We start from the raw sequence: 13,925 nt of genomic DNA on the forward strand, positions 1-13,925 counted from the left end.
GGGGGGGGGGCAGGGGCGAACTGATGGATGGCCAGGACCGTCAGTAGGCGACGGGCGACGGGCGACGGGCGACCGTGCCTTGCCCGCCACGGGACGACAGGCCGGCCAGTAGATCCCGGCCATTGACGATCGGGCGGACTTCCAGGCCGCCCTTGCCGGGCGGCGGACAGACGATGCTCAGGCGAAGAAGGTCCGACCCGGCAGTAGGCCGGTGGCGCCATCTGCGGTACGAGCAACTGGGCCTTTTGTGCAGCAGGTGGCAGGAGATCCGGCGCGGCCACCACGCCGGGGACAAGGATGCGACGGTGGGGACCACGCCTTCCGGCTCCCGGAACGGGCGGAGCCTCGCAGGTCCTCGCTGTCAGACCCCGCCTGTAGCGTCGGTCTTCTGACACGACGTGAGGAGTGGGTGGGTGGGGATCAACGAGTCGGCCGCGGTGGCAGCCGCGTACCGCCTGGCGGACCGGTCGACGGCCGTCGGCCTGGTCCGGAGCCTGCGTGCCGAGACGCGCGAGCTCCTGGTCTGCGGTTGCCGTCGGCCGCAGCGGCTGGTGGAGGCGGTGATCGCCTCCGGCGACCGTGAGTTGCAGGTGGCGCTGGCGCGTAATGCCGGCCTCTGCACACCCCGGCAGCGCCTGCGGCTGGCGCGGCTGGGCGTCCCCGATGTCGGCCGCGCCCTGTACGTGGCCGAGCGCTGGTCCCGTACCGGCTGCCGCGACGAGATACGGGCCGCCGTACTGGCGGCGGCCGATCCGGAGGACCCGGCCTGGCGGGCGCCGGGCGGACTGGTCGCCATGCTGCTCGGCGAGACCCACCCCACGGAACTCGCCGCGGCGATCCGCGCCCCGTTCCCCGACCTGGCGCTGCACGCCCTGCGCCACTGTGGCCGTGACCTGCCACTCCCGATACTGCTCCGGGCGGCTCGGACCCTCCACGCGCACGGCGGGCCGGAGCGGCTGACGGCGCTCGCCGAGCTCGTCGACGAGGAGGGCGGGCTCGGCCACCCCGGGCTCGCCGCCCTCCTGCGCCGCGCCGCTGACGGCGACGTCGAATCCGGGGCCCGTGGCGGTGACGGCTCCGTGGCTTCGCTCCTTGCCGGGGATCCCTCGCCCACGGACGAGCTTCTCTGCGCCGTCCGCCTGCACGGGGGAAGGGAGATGACCGCCGATGTGCCGCCGGACTGGGAAGGCGTTCGCTCCGAGCACGCCAGGCACCCCTTCACCGCCGGCGATCTCACGCACCTGAACCGGTGGCCCGGCTGTCCGCCGGACCTGGCCGTCGAGGGCCTGCGGAGGGATCCCCGTACGGCGCTCGTCCAGGGGGCGGGTCCGCTGCCGCTGTCCGCGCTGACCGGGCCCGCGGCCGAGCCCGCGCGGTCCTACGTACCTCGTGTCCTGGAGCGGGGCCTGCGTGAGGGCTGGCTGTCGGCGGAACGGCTGTTCACCGAGGTGACCCCTGCCGCCGATGTCATCGGCTGTCTGCCGCAGGGCGACGAGCTCGTGGGCAAGGCGGTGCGGGAGCTCACGGCTCCACTGGGGGACGAGCCAGCCGCCTGGCTCGCCCTCTACCGGCGGATCAACCGCTTCGAGGGGACGGCCACGGAGCTTGTCGCAGCGGCCCGTGCGGACGCCGCCGGGCGCCGCGGCCCCGCCCCGTCGTGGCCGCGGGCCACCGGCCCGGCCTTCCCCTGCCGGGAACCCGAGGGGGCGCGTGCCCTCTTCCAGCGGCTGTTCGCGTATGCGCAGGAGGATGTCCAGGAGGCCCTGGTGCCCCACCTCGACCTCCGGGCGGTCCAGCACCTGCTCGTCTTCGGCACACCCTCCCCGCGCCTGCGCGAGCGGATCACCGCCGTCCATGGCAGGGCCGCACAGGTGGCCCATGCCTCCCGCTGGGACCTGCCCGGCGAGATCGTCGAGGAACTCCTGGACCTCGACGACCCGGAGGTGAACGAGAAGCTCTACCTCTACGGGGCGATAGCCCGGGAGGAGCGCGAGCGGATCCTGGCCGGCCGGGGCCGGGGCGGCGGCTCCGTGCCCGTCACCGACGGGCTCCTCGGCGCACTCACCTGGATCGACCTGCGACACCACCGGGCGTGGGTGAGCGCCGGCCTGCTCTCCGGCGACCCCCGGGTGCTCAGGGTGGTGCTGGGCCGGATCAGGACCCACACGGAAGCCGGCCGCCTGCGCGTGCTGGTCCGGCTCTGGGAGCGGCACGGCCGGGAAGCGGTCGGCTCGCTGTTGGCGGAGGAGGACTTCCCCGGCCGCACCGGCGGAGCCCGGCACCCGCTGCCCGCCGCCACTCACAAGAACGTGGCAAAGGCCCTGGCCTCGCCCGACGGACTCGCCTTCCTCCGCGGCCGGCTGGCCGCCGAGGAGGATCCCGTACGCGTGGTCGCACTGCTGCGCCGCACCGCCGCCGGACCCGTCGCCGAGCGGGTACGCCACCTCGCGGAGGAGGGCACCGCCCTGCCCTGGCCGCAACTCCTGGAGGCACACGCTGCCGATCCCCTGCCCGTGCACCTGCTGCGGGCCCTCGCCCAACAGCCCGACTGCCCGCAGTCGCTGCTGCTGGCGGCGCTCGGCGCCGGGCCGGTACGCCGCCTCGACGACGCGCCGTGGCTGGTGCCGGCGATCGAGGCGGGCCGCCTCACCCCGGACGACATCTTCCGGCACTGCGGACCGGCCGCCGAGGCCGTGTCCCTCCTCGCCGGAGTCCACAGTCACTGGTCCACCGCCGAGGCCGCCTCGTGGGGCCCGCTGCTGCGCGAGGCCCGCGCCCTCACCCGGTCCCACCTCGGCACCTCCCAGGAGGCCTGGACCCGAGCAGCCCGTCTCCTCCCGGCCTTCCCCGGCTCCCTCCGCGCCCTGTTCACTGCGGCAGCCACCGACTCGACCCCCGACTGAGACGCGGGTGGTCGGTCGGCGGGGCCGGAGGACGGCCGGGGCGCGTTCAGCAGGGGCCGGGGAGCGGGCCGGGCGTGCGCAGTATGCGCAATGCGGCCCGCGCCGCGGCCCCTTGCCCCGTACGTGCCAGTGCCTCCAGGGCGTAGAGGTCGGCCCAGCCGCGCCGGAACTCGTCATCGCGCGGAAGGGCCTCCAGGGCTCGTATGTTCTCACCCAGTGCCCGTACCAACCGTTCGGCGAACTCGGAATGACCGGTGTCGTGCCCGGCCCGCCGCAGTGCGTCGATCTCCTTCCGGCTCATCGGCCCATGGGCGACGTCAGCGCTCGCTCAGGTCGGAGGGGGCCTCCTGGACCACCCAGCTGTTGCCGTCCGGGTCGTTGAAGGACAGGAAGGAGTTCCAGGTGCCGCCCTTGCCGTCCTCCCAGCCCGTCTCGCCGACGTGGCGGACGGGGGAGACGACCACGCCGCGCCCGGTCAGGGCCGCGTGGGCGGCGTCGATGTCGGTGACGCAGATCTGCAGTCCGTGCAGGGTGCCCGGTGCCATGACCTTCGTGTCGGGCGGTGTGGGCATGCCCTGGAGCAGGGCGATGGAGCACCGGGAGCCGGGCGGCGTCAGCTGGATGACGCGCACCCCGGGGGCGACCTCGTCGTCGAGGTCGACGGTGAAGCCGATCTTCTTGGCGTAGAACTCCTTCGCACGGTCCATGTCGGTGACGGGGACGGGCACGACTTCGATGGTCCAGTTCACGGGGTGTCTCCTCGGAGACGTCGACGGGTTCGGTGGGTGCCTGCGGCGGTCCACGGTTGCCGATGGCGGTCCGGTCGCGCACGCCGAAACGCCCGTAGGGGCCTGACAGGATTGTCCCGTGAACCCCTGTTCGAGAGGTTGGGCAGGGCGGTCTCGCTCACGCCGTGGCGAGCACCCCCGTGGTTCGCCACGGCGTGTGCGAGGCCGCCCTGGTGCGGTGCGGTGCGGTGCGGTGCGGTGCGGTGCTGAGCAGTGCGGTGCGCGGTGCGGTCAGTCGGTGGGGGAGCCGTACGACAGCGGTGTGCCCATGGGGCGGAACCGGTCCATCCGGTCCGCGGGGACGATACTGGGGAGGAGGAAACTCCACAGGTCCGCGACGCGGGTGTGGAGGTCCTGGCGGCGCGTGCGGACGTGCGAGGTGACCTGGATCCCCGTGAACGCTCCGACGAGGAGCGCCGAGAGGGCGTTGACGTCCAGCGCGGGGTGGAGGTCACCGGCCTGCTGAGCCGGGATCAGGCAGGCACGGCAGGTGTCGATCCAGGCGTCGTAGGGGGTCGGGTCGGGGTGGGTGAAGGAGCCGAACTCGATGACCAGGCGGATGCCGGCGCGGATACGGACATTGGTGCGCAGCCCGTGTGCCATCTGGTGTGTCAGGTCGATGACGGTCTGCAGCCCCGGGTTCTCGACCGCCGGAAGGTGGTCCGAGACCTGGAACTGCTCCTCCATCAGTGTGCGGGCGAGCGCCTGCTTGGACGGGAAGTGGAAGTAGAGGGCTCCCTTGGTGACTCCGGCGTGCTTGACGACGTCACTGAGGCTGGTGCCCTCGAACCCGCAGTCGTCGAACGCGATGGCGGCGCCGTCGAGGATGGACTGACGGGTGATCTCAGCCCGTTCCTGTCTGGCCCTCGCCACGTGGTCGTCCTTCCCGGGTCACTGCTGGTGCGGTGCGGTGCGGTGCGGTGCGGTGTCCTCTGCGGTGTGTCGTCAATGTAATCGGGTGACCTGAAAGAAAACCAGTCGACAGGTACTTTTGTATGAGAATGGGGAGGCGTTCGTGCTGTTGTGGTGCTCTTTGTGCGGTTGTCGCATGGTGGGCTGCTGCTCTGTGAGGCACGAACGGCGGTCGCAGCGAAGTGAGTTGAGGGGGCGGTAGGCCGGGTGCTCGTCAGCCTGCCGTACCTGCACGGCCCGAGCTCGAACATTGCCCGCTGCCCGGGGGCCACGCCCGCGTGCTCTGGACCCTGCCGGTGACGAGCGCGGAGATCGAGTTCCGCCGGAACCACGGGCACGAGGCGCTGGAGCGGCTGTTCGGCGAAGCGGGGATCGCGCCCACGGATCCGTACCGGGCCTCCGGTGTATGAGTTCCGCGGCCGGGGCCGGTCAGGGTTCGATCAGCCCGACGCGTATGGCGTAGCGGGTGAGTTCCAGCCGGTCGCGCAGGCCGAGCTTCTGCAACAGGTTGGCGCGGTGGCGTTCCACCGTCTTGGCGCTGATCACGAGGAGGTCGCCGATCTCCTTCGAGGTGTGCCCCTCGGCGACCAGCTTGAGGATCTCCTCCTCTCTTTCGGTGATGGGCCGCGCCGGGAGGTCCCCACCGGTGCGGGCGCGGTCGAGGTAGGTGCGGATCAGGGTCGTCTCGGCGCCGGGGTAGATGAACGGCTCGTCGCGCAACGCCGCCCGGCACGCCTCGACGAGATCGCGGTCGGCGACGGACTTCGGTACGTAGCCGCTGGCGCCGGCCCTGAGGGCCTCGAAGAAGTACTGCTCGTTGTCGTACATGGTCAGCATCAGGATCCGCAGCCCCGGCCGCAGCCGGGACAGCTCGCGGGCGGCCTGCAGCCCCGTCTGGCGGGGCATCGCGATGTCCAGGATGGCCAGGTCCAGGCCCGGGTCCTCGCGGGCACGCAGTACGGCGTCCGCACCGTCGTCGGCCTCGGCGACGACGGCCAGGTCCGGCTCCGCGTCGAGGATGAGCCGCACGCCGCTACGGACGAGGGCGTGGTCGTCGGCGAGCAGGATGCGAGCCGGTGCGGTCATGAGCTGGATCCCCCGTGTCGGAGTGCAGTGACGTTCAGGCGCACATCGGTGCCGCTGCTCGGCCCGGCCCCGACGAAGAGCTCGGCACCGATCAGCAGGGCGCGTTCGCGCATCCCCCGGATCCCCGCGCCCTCCGGCGCGCCGCCGAGCCCGCGGCCGTTGTCGCGGACCAGCAGCGCCGTGCCGCCGCCCGGCACCGGCCGCAGGTGGATCTCCACACGGGTGGCCCCCGAGTGGCGGGCGGCGTTGGTCAGCCCCTCCTGCGCGACGCGGTACAGCACGAGCTCCGTGGCCGGGTCCAGGGCCGGCAGCCCCGGAGTGATGAGGGCGCTGACGCTCAGCCGGGGCGTGGTGAACTCGGCGGCCAGCGAGCGCAGGGCACTGTGCAGACCCAGCTCCTCCAGGACCCCCGGGCGCAGCCGGCGCGCGATGCGCCGGATCTCGTCCAGGCTGGTCCGGGTGGTCTCCTGCGCCTGGTGGAGATCGGCGCGCACCGGCTCGGGGATCCGGTCGGCGGCGTGTTTGATCTGGAGGAGTACCGCCGTCAGGGTCTGCCCGACCTCGTCGTGGAGTTCCTGCGCGATGCGCTGGCGTTCGTCCTCGAGCGCGGACAGGACCCGTCCGGTGCTGGTGGCCCGTTCCGCTTCGAGCCGGTCCAGCATCGTGTTGAACGTCCCGGTCAGCTCGGCGATCTCCCCCTGTCCGGTGACCTGAAGCCTGGCGCCCGGCTTGAGGAGGTCGACCGTCGCCATCGCCCGGCTCAGCCGCCCGAGCGGGGCCAGCCCGATCCGCAGCAGCACCGCGTTCGCGATGAGCATCGCGACCAGCCCGGCGACCAGCACGATCGCCTCGCCGAACAGCACCGGGGTCGACACGGTGACCGGACCGAACAGCAGCAGGACCGCGACGACGAGCACGGCGGCGTTCAACAGGAAGATCCGCCAGTACAACGACATGGCCACGCCCCTTTCCGGCCTGCTGCCTCCCATCCCCGTCCCATCCCGTCCATGGTCCCCGAGCCGGGCTGGGTCTGCATACCCTGACCTGCGGCGGAACCCACTTACCCACCTCGATCCTCGCCAGCGGGACGGGCTGCTGTCCATCCGTGCCGACACCCATATTCCGGCCATGCGAAACATGGCAGCATGAACCCGGCCGCGCGGATTCCGCATGCTTGGACGGTCCGGGTCACCAGGAACACCAGGGCTACCCGGATTGCTCGGATTGCTCGGATTGGTCGGATCACCTGGATCACTCGGATCATGCCGATCGTCGGGGCTTCCCGGATCCGCCGCGTGCCGCACCACCGTCACAAGGCTCACAACACGAGGGGGATGGGCTGTGCCTGCTCCACGGATGCGTACGACGCCACTGCCCGGCATCGGCGTCCAGTACGACCTCACCACCCGCGAACACCGCAACCTGTCGGTCATCGCGCACCGGGACGGCACCCGCACCGTCAGCCTGTACCGGGCCGACGACCCGGACGCCTGCGCCGAGTCGCTGCATCTGACGGGAGCCGAGACGGCTTCGCTGATCGACGCGCTGATGCCGGCGCACCACAGCCCGAACCTCCTGCACACCACCGATCTGGGCCTGGTCGCCGAGCGTGTCGAGCTCTCGGCGCACTCGCACTGGAACGGCCGGGTGCTGGGCGAGACCAGGATGCGCACCGAGACGGGCGTCTCGGTCGTGGCAGTGCTGCGGCGGGCCGAGGCCCGGCCCTCCCCGGCCCCGGACTTCCGCCTCGCCGGCGGCGACACCCTCATCCTGATCGGCACCCGCGAGGGCGTCGACGCCGCCGCGACGATCCTCGACAGGGAGTGATCGCGTGCACTCTGCCGTCTTTCTCATCGAGTTCGGAGCGATCCTCCTCGGACTGGGCCTGCTGGGCCGGGTCGCGGGCCGCCTGAGGTTCTCGCCGATACCCCTGTACCTGCTCGCGGGGCTGGCCTTCGGCACGGGCGGCCTCCTCCCGCTGGGCGCGAGCGAGGAGTTCGTCGCGATCGGCGCCGAGATCGGCGTCATCCTGCTCCTGCTGATGCTGGGTCTGGAGTACACCGCCAGCGACCTCGTCTCCAACCTCAAGACCCAGTACCCGGCCGGGATCGTCGACTTCACCCTCAACGCCCTGCCCGGCGCGGCCGCGGCCCTGCTGCTGGGGTGGGGGCCGGTCGCCGCCGTCGTCCTCGCCGGCGTCACCTGGATTTCGTCGTCCGGCGTCATCGCCAAGGTCATGGGAGACCTGGGCCGGCTCGGCAACCGCGAAACGCCGGTCATCCTGTCCATCCTGGTCCTCGAGGACCTGGCCATGGCCGTCTACCTGCCGATCATCACCGCACTGCTCGCCGGAGTGAGCCTGGCGGCGGGCAGCCTCACGCTGGCCATCGCCCTGGGCGTCGCGGGCGCGGTGCTGTTCGTCGCGGTCCGCTACGGCCGGGTCATCTCCCGCTTCGTCTCCAGCGACGACCCGGAGAAGCTGCTGCTGGTCGTCCTCGGCCTGACGCTGCTGGTGGCGGGTATCGCCCAGCAGCTCCAGGTCTCCGCCGCCGTGGGCGCGTTCCTGGTCGGCATCGCCCTGTCGGGCGAGGTCGCCGAGGGCACGCACACGCTGCTGAGCCCGCTGCGGGACCTGTTCGCCGCTGTGTTCTTCGTCTTCTTCGGCCTGCACACCGACCCGGCGAGCATCCCGCCGGTGTTGCTGCCCGCTCTTGCGCTGGCACTGGTCACCACCGGTACGAAGATCGCCACCGGGTACTGGGCGGCGAAGCGGGCCGGCATCGGGGTCAAGGGCCGCTGGCGGGCGGGCGGCACGCTCGTCGCCCGCGGCGAGTTCTCCATCGTCATCGCAGGCCTCGCGGTCACCGCCGGCATCGAACCGGAGCTGGGACCGCTCGCCACCGCGTACGTTCTCATCCTCGTCGTCGTCGGACCGCTCACCGCCCGCTACACCCAGCCCCTCGCAGCCTGGTTCACCGAGCGCCGACAGACGGGCGGCGGCTCCGCCGACCCGGCCGCGGAAACCACCGCGGCCCTGCCGGAACCGGCCTCCCGGGAGCGCTGACCCTGTCGTCGAAGTAGCCAGGCGGGACTTCGACGACAGGGCCTGCGGGGCGTCCTGCCGATGAGGCCGTCCCTTCCGGACCGTGCCGCGCGGCCCTGGTCGGGCAGGATCCGGGCAGGTCCGGAAGGGGCCGCGCAGACGCGTCGTTGCCGCAGGCTCACGCCTCACGGCAGCCGCTCACGGTCCCGGCCGGCCGGACCGGTTCTTGCCCGGGCTGCGTCCGGGGCGCGGAGGGGAGCGCCGGAGCGCGGGACGCGCGGGGTGGGTTTCGTCGCTCCTCTCGTGCCCGGGCGCGCCCTCTTCCGCCGGTGGGCGTCACGTATGGACAACACCGTGATCTGCCTGACCCGTTGGGGCCGAGGTCGGGGCCGGGGCAGGGGCGGGGGCTGGAGCACATCGGCTCCGGCAGCGGGTCCCTCCTGCAACGGGAGTCTGCCTCCACCCCACCGTCACCAGGGGCGCAGGCGTCGCGCATCGGGGCCGGCACCCATCGTGGCCGTGTGCGTCTCCGTGCTGCCGCTCGTCCTCGCGGCAATCCCGTTCGCGGTAACGCCGTTCGTGGCGACGCGGGTCACGGACGCCCCGCCGGGACCGGTCCCGACGGCTCGGCGCAGCGCAGGCTGTCGCCGGTCACCGGGGCGCCGTCGGCGATGTTTCGGTCGTAGGTGACGGTCTTGACCCGTACCGGTTCCGCGCCGACGGCGACGTCGAAGACGGCGTCGTGACCGGGAACGGCTTCCAGCCGGGAGCCCGGCAAGGCCGCGGCGAGGGTCGCCGCGTGCTCCTCCTGGCCCGGGGCGTAGCGGATGACCGGCGGACCCGCCGGGCGTACGGGCGATGCCGACGGGGAGGTGTCGGTGACGACGAAGCCGTTGCTGCGCAGCGCCGCGGCCACGGTGGCGTCGTCCACCCGGACCGCGATGGCCGCGGGGCTGGTCGGCGCAGGGGTCTCCGCGACGGGCTGGATCCGGGTGTCGCCGGTGATCGGGCGGTCGGCGCCCAGGGCTTCCCACAGTGCGGCGGACCTGGCCTCGTCCCACACGAGTGTGGACCCCACGCCCGGCACGCGGTGGTCGAAGAGGCGGATGGGGACGGTGGCGAACTCGGTACGGTCCGCACGCAGACGGCCGAGCGCCCAGCCGATGCGGATCAGGTCGCCCGGGCCCGTCCCGGCGTCGGTGCGCACGGTCTTCAGGAGGGTGTGGACCGTCCGCGCGGTGCGTACGGGGCTGGCCAGGGCGCCCTCGACGGTGAGGCGGGCCAGCAGGTCGTTGACCACGCGCTGCTGGCGGCGTACGCGACCGAGGTCCCCGGGCCGGAGATTGACGTGCCGGGCCCGGACGTAGCGCAGGGTCCGGTTGCCGTCGGTGTGGTGGCGGCCGGCCGCGATGTCCAGGCCGGAGTTCTCGTCCTTGAGCGGCCTGTCCGTGCACACCGTTGCGCCGCCAAGGTTGTCGATGGTCCGCTCGAAGCCGACGAAGTCGGTCTCCAGGTAGTGGTCGACGTGGAGTCCGGTGGCCTTCTCGACGGTGGCGACCGTGAGCGGGCCGCCGCCGAGGGCAAAGGCGCCGTTGATCTTTCCGCTGCGCGGCGGGCCGGCGGGGCCGGCGTATGCGACGTAGGAGTCGCGCGGGATGGAGACGACGCTCGCGCGGCGTTCGTCCTCCGACAGGTGTACGAGCATCATTACGTCGGTGCAGTTGCAGCCTTTCCCGCCCACGTGGAGCCGGTTCTTCTCGGCGGTGGAGAGCCCCGCGCGGCTGTCGATGCCCACGATCAGGATGTTCGTGCCCCGGCCGCCCCCTGCCGGTGCCGCCGCCGCGGGGGTGTGGGCCGATACGGCCTGCGTGCCCACGAGGGATCCGCAGGAAAGGGCGGTCACGCAGGCGAGAGCAACGGCGAGGCGGCGCAACGCGGGTCCCCCAAACAGGATGAAACGGGCTCGGATCGCGACTGTAGGGGGAGCGGGTGGCGGAGTCGGAGGATGAGCGGTCGTGTACACGCCGGTGTCACTCGCGCGGCGGGCGGCGGGCGGCGGGCGGTGGGCGGTGGGCGGTGGGCGGTAGCGGCGGCGCGCCGGGTCGTGTTGCCGGCAGGGGGCTCACTCGCCGTTGGCGGAGAAGTGCTGGTAGTCCGGGTTGGCCCAGCGGCCGCCCCACTGCCAGCCCACCTCGCGGAAAGCCGCGGCGACGGCGTCGGCGGGGTGGATCTGGCCCGGGCGGGCCGGGGACCGCCGCAGGTGGGCGCGTGCGTTCGGCGGGTGGACGACGCCGTTGATGTCGACGTACGGGTTCTCGACGGGGTTGATGTCGACCGCGTCGCCCCAGGCGTGCCGGGACAGCCGCCGGGGATCGCCGGTGACCGGACGGCAGTTGAAAGCCGACGTGTTGTCGTCGGCCATGGCCTCCGCGTCGTCGCGGTACTCGGCCATCACGCGCATCCGGCGGATCGGGAACCGGGCTTCGAAGGCCCGCTCGAAGACATGCAGGACGGGGCGGACGGCGTCCTCGTGGACGACCATCTCACCCACGTGGGTGCGGCCGTCGAAACCCCAGTGGTTCATGCGGATGAGCCGGAGCCGGTCCGGCGGGACCGGGCAGCCCGCCCGGTGGGAGGCGCCCAGCTTTGCCTGCGGCACGGTCGTGACGCGCGAGGTGAACCGGACCGGCGGGTCGGGCGGTCCGGCCGGCGCCCGCGACGGGGCGGCCTGTGTGGAGCAGGCCAGTGCGGCCGCGCACAGGGCGGCCGTCACGGCCGCGGCCGCGGTGGTGTGGCGCACGGAACCACGCTAAGGCGAGCACCGCAGCCCGGCATGCCGACCGGCCCAGGCCGGAACCGGGAGGACATGCCGTGCAGGGCGGGTGAGAGCCGGACGGCCGGACACATGCCGGGCGGGACCCGCTGCGGTAACCGGGCCGGACCCGCTGGGCGCGACGGGGCGGACGGGGCGGCCTCCCGGGAGGAACCCTGTAGGCCGACCGGGCGGAATCCATGGGCACGCCTGGCCGGGCGGGCAGGGTTGGCGCGCCGGGGCGGGCGGGGCAGGAGTCGGTCGGGAGCCGGGCGGTGTTCGGTCAGCAGTCGAGTGGGCCCTGGTGCGGGGAGTGGCAGTCGGCTTCGGCGGCTCGGGCCGCCGATGTGCAGAGGGAGCCCTCCACCTTGGCCAGCAGGCGGGCCAGCTCGGTGCGTTCGGTGGCGTCCAGGCCCTCCAGGGTCTGGCGCTCCAGCTCGCCCCACGCCTCGCGGACCGCCATGAGGAGCCCGCAGCTCGCCTCCGTCGCCTCCACCAGCGAGGCGCGCCGGTCCGCCGGGTCGGGGCGGCGCCGTACGTGACCGGACTGTTCGAGCCGCTGGAGCATCTTGGTCACCGTGGACGGGTCGAGCCCGACCGCCTTGATCAGCTCGGACTGCCGCACGGCCCCGCTGTCCCACAGGTGCATCATCAGGAACTCCTGGCCCGGATGCAGGCCGAGGTCCCGCAGCAGGCGGCCCGCCGCGATCCGGTGGAGCCGGGCCACCCGGCTGATCGAGTGGCTCACCGGCCCGTCCAGTACAGCCCCGGGCACGGCCGCGCACTGCGGCGTCTGCCTGCTCGGTTCCTGGGCGGCTTCCGCGGTCATGGGGGCGCTCCTCCTGCGTGGCTGAGGCGGGGTCCGGTGGGCGGGTCCCCGCCCGGACCGTCGTCCGCTCCGCCGATTTTACCCGCCGCCCAGATTTTACCTTGGCCGACCAACTAATGGGGTACGCTGCCTCCCGAAGCCATTGATTGGCCGACCAAATATCTATGGAGGCAAAGATGACCAGCGCTTTCGATCCCGTCCGCCTGGCCGGGGGGACCACCCTCTCCAACCGCATCGCCCTGGCCCCGATGACCCGCAGCCGTGCCGGTGAAGGCGGTGTCGCCACCCCCCTCGTCGCCGAGTACTACACCCAGCGCGCCTCGGCCGGTCTGATCATCAGCGAGGGCGTCCAGCCGTCCGTGGTCGGGCAGGGCTACCCCTTCACCCCCGGCCTGCACAGCGCCGAGCAGGTCGCGGCCTGGCGTGAGGTCACCGACTCCGTCCACGCGGCCGGCGGGCGGATCTTCGCCCAGCTGATGCACTCAGGCCGTATCGGCCACCCGTCGCTGCTGCCCGACGGGCTCGTCCCGGTGGCCCCGTCGGCGGTCAGGCCGGCCGGCCAGCTGTTCACGGGCGAGGGCATGAAGGACTTCACGACCCCCCACGAGCTGACCGGCGACGAGGTACGGGCGACCATCGCCGACTACGCCGACGCCGCCCGGAATGCCATCGAGGCCGGCTTCGACGGCGTGGAGCTGCACGGGGCCAACGGCTACCTGATCCACCAGTTCCTGGCCCCGGGCTCGAACCTGCGCACCGACGAGTGGGGCGGACCGGCCGAGAACCGCATCCGCTTCGCGGTCGAGGTGGTCAAGGCGGTCGCCGCCGCCATCGGCGCCGAGCGCACGGCCCTGCGCATCTCGCCCGGGAACCCGTACAACGACATCTCCGAGCCCGACGCGCAGCCCGTCTACGAGGCGCTGGTCAAGGAGATCGACGGGCTGGGGCCGGCCTACCTGCACGTGCTGGAGTACGGCCCCGAGGCACGGGAGACCACCCTCGCCCTGCGCAAGCAGTTCTCCGGACTCCTCGTGCTGAACCCGGCCACGGAGGGCCCCACCGACCACCGCGCCCTCGCGCTGGTCGAGGACGGCACCGCCGACCTGATCGCCTTCGGTGCGCTCTTCCTGGCCAACCCCGACCTGCCGGACCGCCTGCGCACCGAAGGCCCGTACAACACCCCGGACCCGTCCACCTTCTTCGGGGGCGACGCCCGCGGCTACACGGACTACCCGACGCGCTGAACGAGGTCCCCGCCGGGGAGGCCGCCGGCCGGGGTCAGCCGCGGCGGTTGAGTTCGTTCGGCGGGGTGTAGAACCTGCGCCCGGGGGAGAGCTTGTCGAAGCGGGCCTCCTGCCGGGCCCGTTCCTCCGCCTGCAGTCCGTCGAGGTTCCTCGTCCGGGTGGCCCGGTCGCTCCAGAGCAGGTACGCGACCAGCGCGACGATGGGAAGCCCCAGGCATGCATAGAAAAGGATCACGGTCTTCGTACCCCCCGGCGAAGATCAATAAGTGTGCTGAGTCTGCGCACGGTGCGGGGAGAGAGTCAAGGGC

Annotated in this window: 14 protein-coding genes; 5 read left to right on the top strand and 9 right to left on the bottom strand. The window is 72.7% G+C overall.

What is annotated here, in order from left to right; translation table 11 throughout:
- Positions 1 to 413: 413 nt before the first annotated feature.
- Positions 414 to 2,903, top strand: a complete 2,490-nt coding sequence (locus AAT21_RS13315; protein WP_046776798.1) for a hypothetical protein — start codon at positions 414 to 416, stop codon at positions 2,901 to 2,903.
- 46 nt (positions 2,904 to 2,949) lie between these two features.
- Here the strand turns inward: AAT21_RS13315 and AAT21_RS13320 are convergent, their stop codons facing one another.
- From AAT21_RS13320 to AAT21_RS13330, 3 genes are all read right to left on the bottom strand, one after another.
- Positions 2,950 to 3,204, bottom strand: a complete 255-nt coding sequence (locus AAT21_RS13320) for a hypothetical protein (RefSeq protein ID WP_046776799.1) — start codon at positions 3,202 to 3,204, stop codon at positions 2,950 to 2,952.
- Positions 3,205 to 3,220: 16 nt separating this feature from the next.
- Positions 3,221 to 3,652, bottom strand: coding sequence for a VOC family protein (locus AAT21_RS13325; RefSeq protein ID WP_046776800.1), 432 nt, complete (start codon positions 3,650 to 3,652; stop codon positions 3,221 to 3,223).
- Positions 3,653 to 3,922: 270 nt separating this feature from the next.
- Positions 3,923 to 4,564 (bottom strand): ScbR family autoregulator-binding transcription factor, encoded by a 642-nt coding sequence (locus AAT21_RS13330; protein ID WP_046776801.1) that lies wholly within the window; start codon positions 4,562 to 4,564, stop codon positions 3,923 to 3,925.
- Between the two features lie 317 nt (positions 4,565 to 4,881).
- On the opposite strand from AAT21_RS13330, the gene AAT21_RS35470 reads away from it, so the two are divergent.
- Positions 4,882 to 5,013 (top strand): suppressor of fused domain protein, encoded by a 132-nt coding sequence (locus AAT21_RS35470; protein WP_235438774.1) that lies wholly within the window; start codon positions 4,882 to 4,884, stop codon positions 5,011 to 5,013.
- A 19-nt stretch (positions 5,014 to 5,032) separates the two neighbouring features.
- Here the strand turns inward: AAT21_RS35470 and AAT21_RS13335 are convergent, their stop codons facing one another.
- Together AAT21_RS13335 and AAT21_RS13340 are read right to left on the bottom strand one after the other, a co-directional pair.
- A complete protein-coding gene (locus AAT21_RS13335; protein WP_046776802.1) occupies positions 5,033 to 5,689 on the bottom strand; it encodes a response regulator in 657 nt (218 codons plus the stop codon).
- A complete protein-coding gene (locus AAT21_RS13340) occupies positions 5,686 to 6,645 on the bottom strand; it encodes a HAMP domain-containing sensor histidine kinase (protein WP_046777356.1) in 960 nt (319 codons plus the stop codon). The genes AAT21_RS13335 and AAT21_RS13340 overlap by 4 nt, the downstream gene beginning before the upstream one ends.
- A 400-nt stretch (positions 6,646 to 7,045) precedes the next feature.
- Between AAT21_RS13340 and AAT21_RS13345 the strand changes: the two genes are divergently transcribed.
- Positions 7,046 to 7,516 carry a cation:proton antiporter regulatory subunit gene (locus AAT21_RS13345; RefSeq protein WP_046776803.1) on the top strand — a complete coding sequence of 157 codons (471 nt, stop codon included), beginning with the start codon at positions 7,046 to 7,048 and terminating at the stop codon, positions 7,514 to 7,516.
- 4 nt (positions 7,517 to 7,520) lie between these two features.
- Entirely contained in the window at positions 7,521 to 8,753 is a 1,233-nt protein-coding gene (locus tag AAT21_RS13350; protein ID WP_046776804.1) for a cation:proton antiporter, read from the top strand.
- A 571-nt stretch (positions 8,754 to 9,324) separates the two neighbouring features.
- On the opposite strand, the gene AAT21_RS13355 is transcribed toward AAT21_RS13350, so the two are convergent.
- The 3 genes from AAT21_RS13355 to AAT21_RS13365 form a co-directional block, all read right to left on the bottom strand.
- Positions 9,325 to 10,635, bottom strand: coding sequence for an LCP family protein (locus AAT21_RS13355; RefSeq protein ID WP_107081252.1), 1,311 nt, complete (start codon positions 10,633 to 10,635; stop codon positions 9,325 to 9,327).
- Between the two features lie 219 nt (positions 10,636 to 10,854).
- Entirely contained in the window at positions 10,855 to 11,532 is a 678-nt protein-coding gene (locus AAT21_RS13360) for a M15 family metallopeptidase (protein ID WP_235438775.1), read from the bottom strand.
- 295 nt (positions 11,533 to 11,827) lie between these two features.
- The gene (locus tag AAT21_RS13365) at positions 11,828 to 12,373 is read right to left on the bottom strand and encodes a MarR family winged helix-turn-helix transcriptional regulator (protein WP_046776806.1); all 546 of its coding nucleotides are present in this window, start codon (positions 12,371 to 12,373) and stop codon (positions 11,828 to 11,830) included.
- A 176-nt stretch (positions 12,374 to 12,549) separates the two neighbouring features.
- Here AAT21_RS13365 and AAT21_RS13370 point away from each other — a divergent pair, with 176 nt between their 5' ends.
- Positions 12,550 to 13,617, top strand: coding sequence for an alkene reductase (locus tag AAT21_RS13370; RefSeq protein WP_046776807.1), 1,068 nt, complete (start codon positions 12,550 to 12,552; stop codon positions 13,615 to 13,617).
- 34 nt (positions 13,618 to 13,651) lie between these two features.
- On the opposite strand, the gene AAT21_RS13375 is transcribed toward AAT21_RS13370, so the two are convergent.
- Entirely contained in the window at positions 13,652 to 13,852 is a 201-nt protein-coding gene (locus AAT21_RS13375; RefSeq protein WP_046776808.1) for a hypothetical protein, read from the bottom strand.
- Positions 13,853 to 13,925 lie beyond the last annotated feature (73 nt).

It is taken from the genome of Streptomyces yangpuensis (assembly GCF_001005295.1).
GTDB lineage: Bacteria > Actinomycetota > Actinomycetes > Streptomycetales > Streptomycetaceae > Streptomyces > Streptomyces yangpuensis.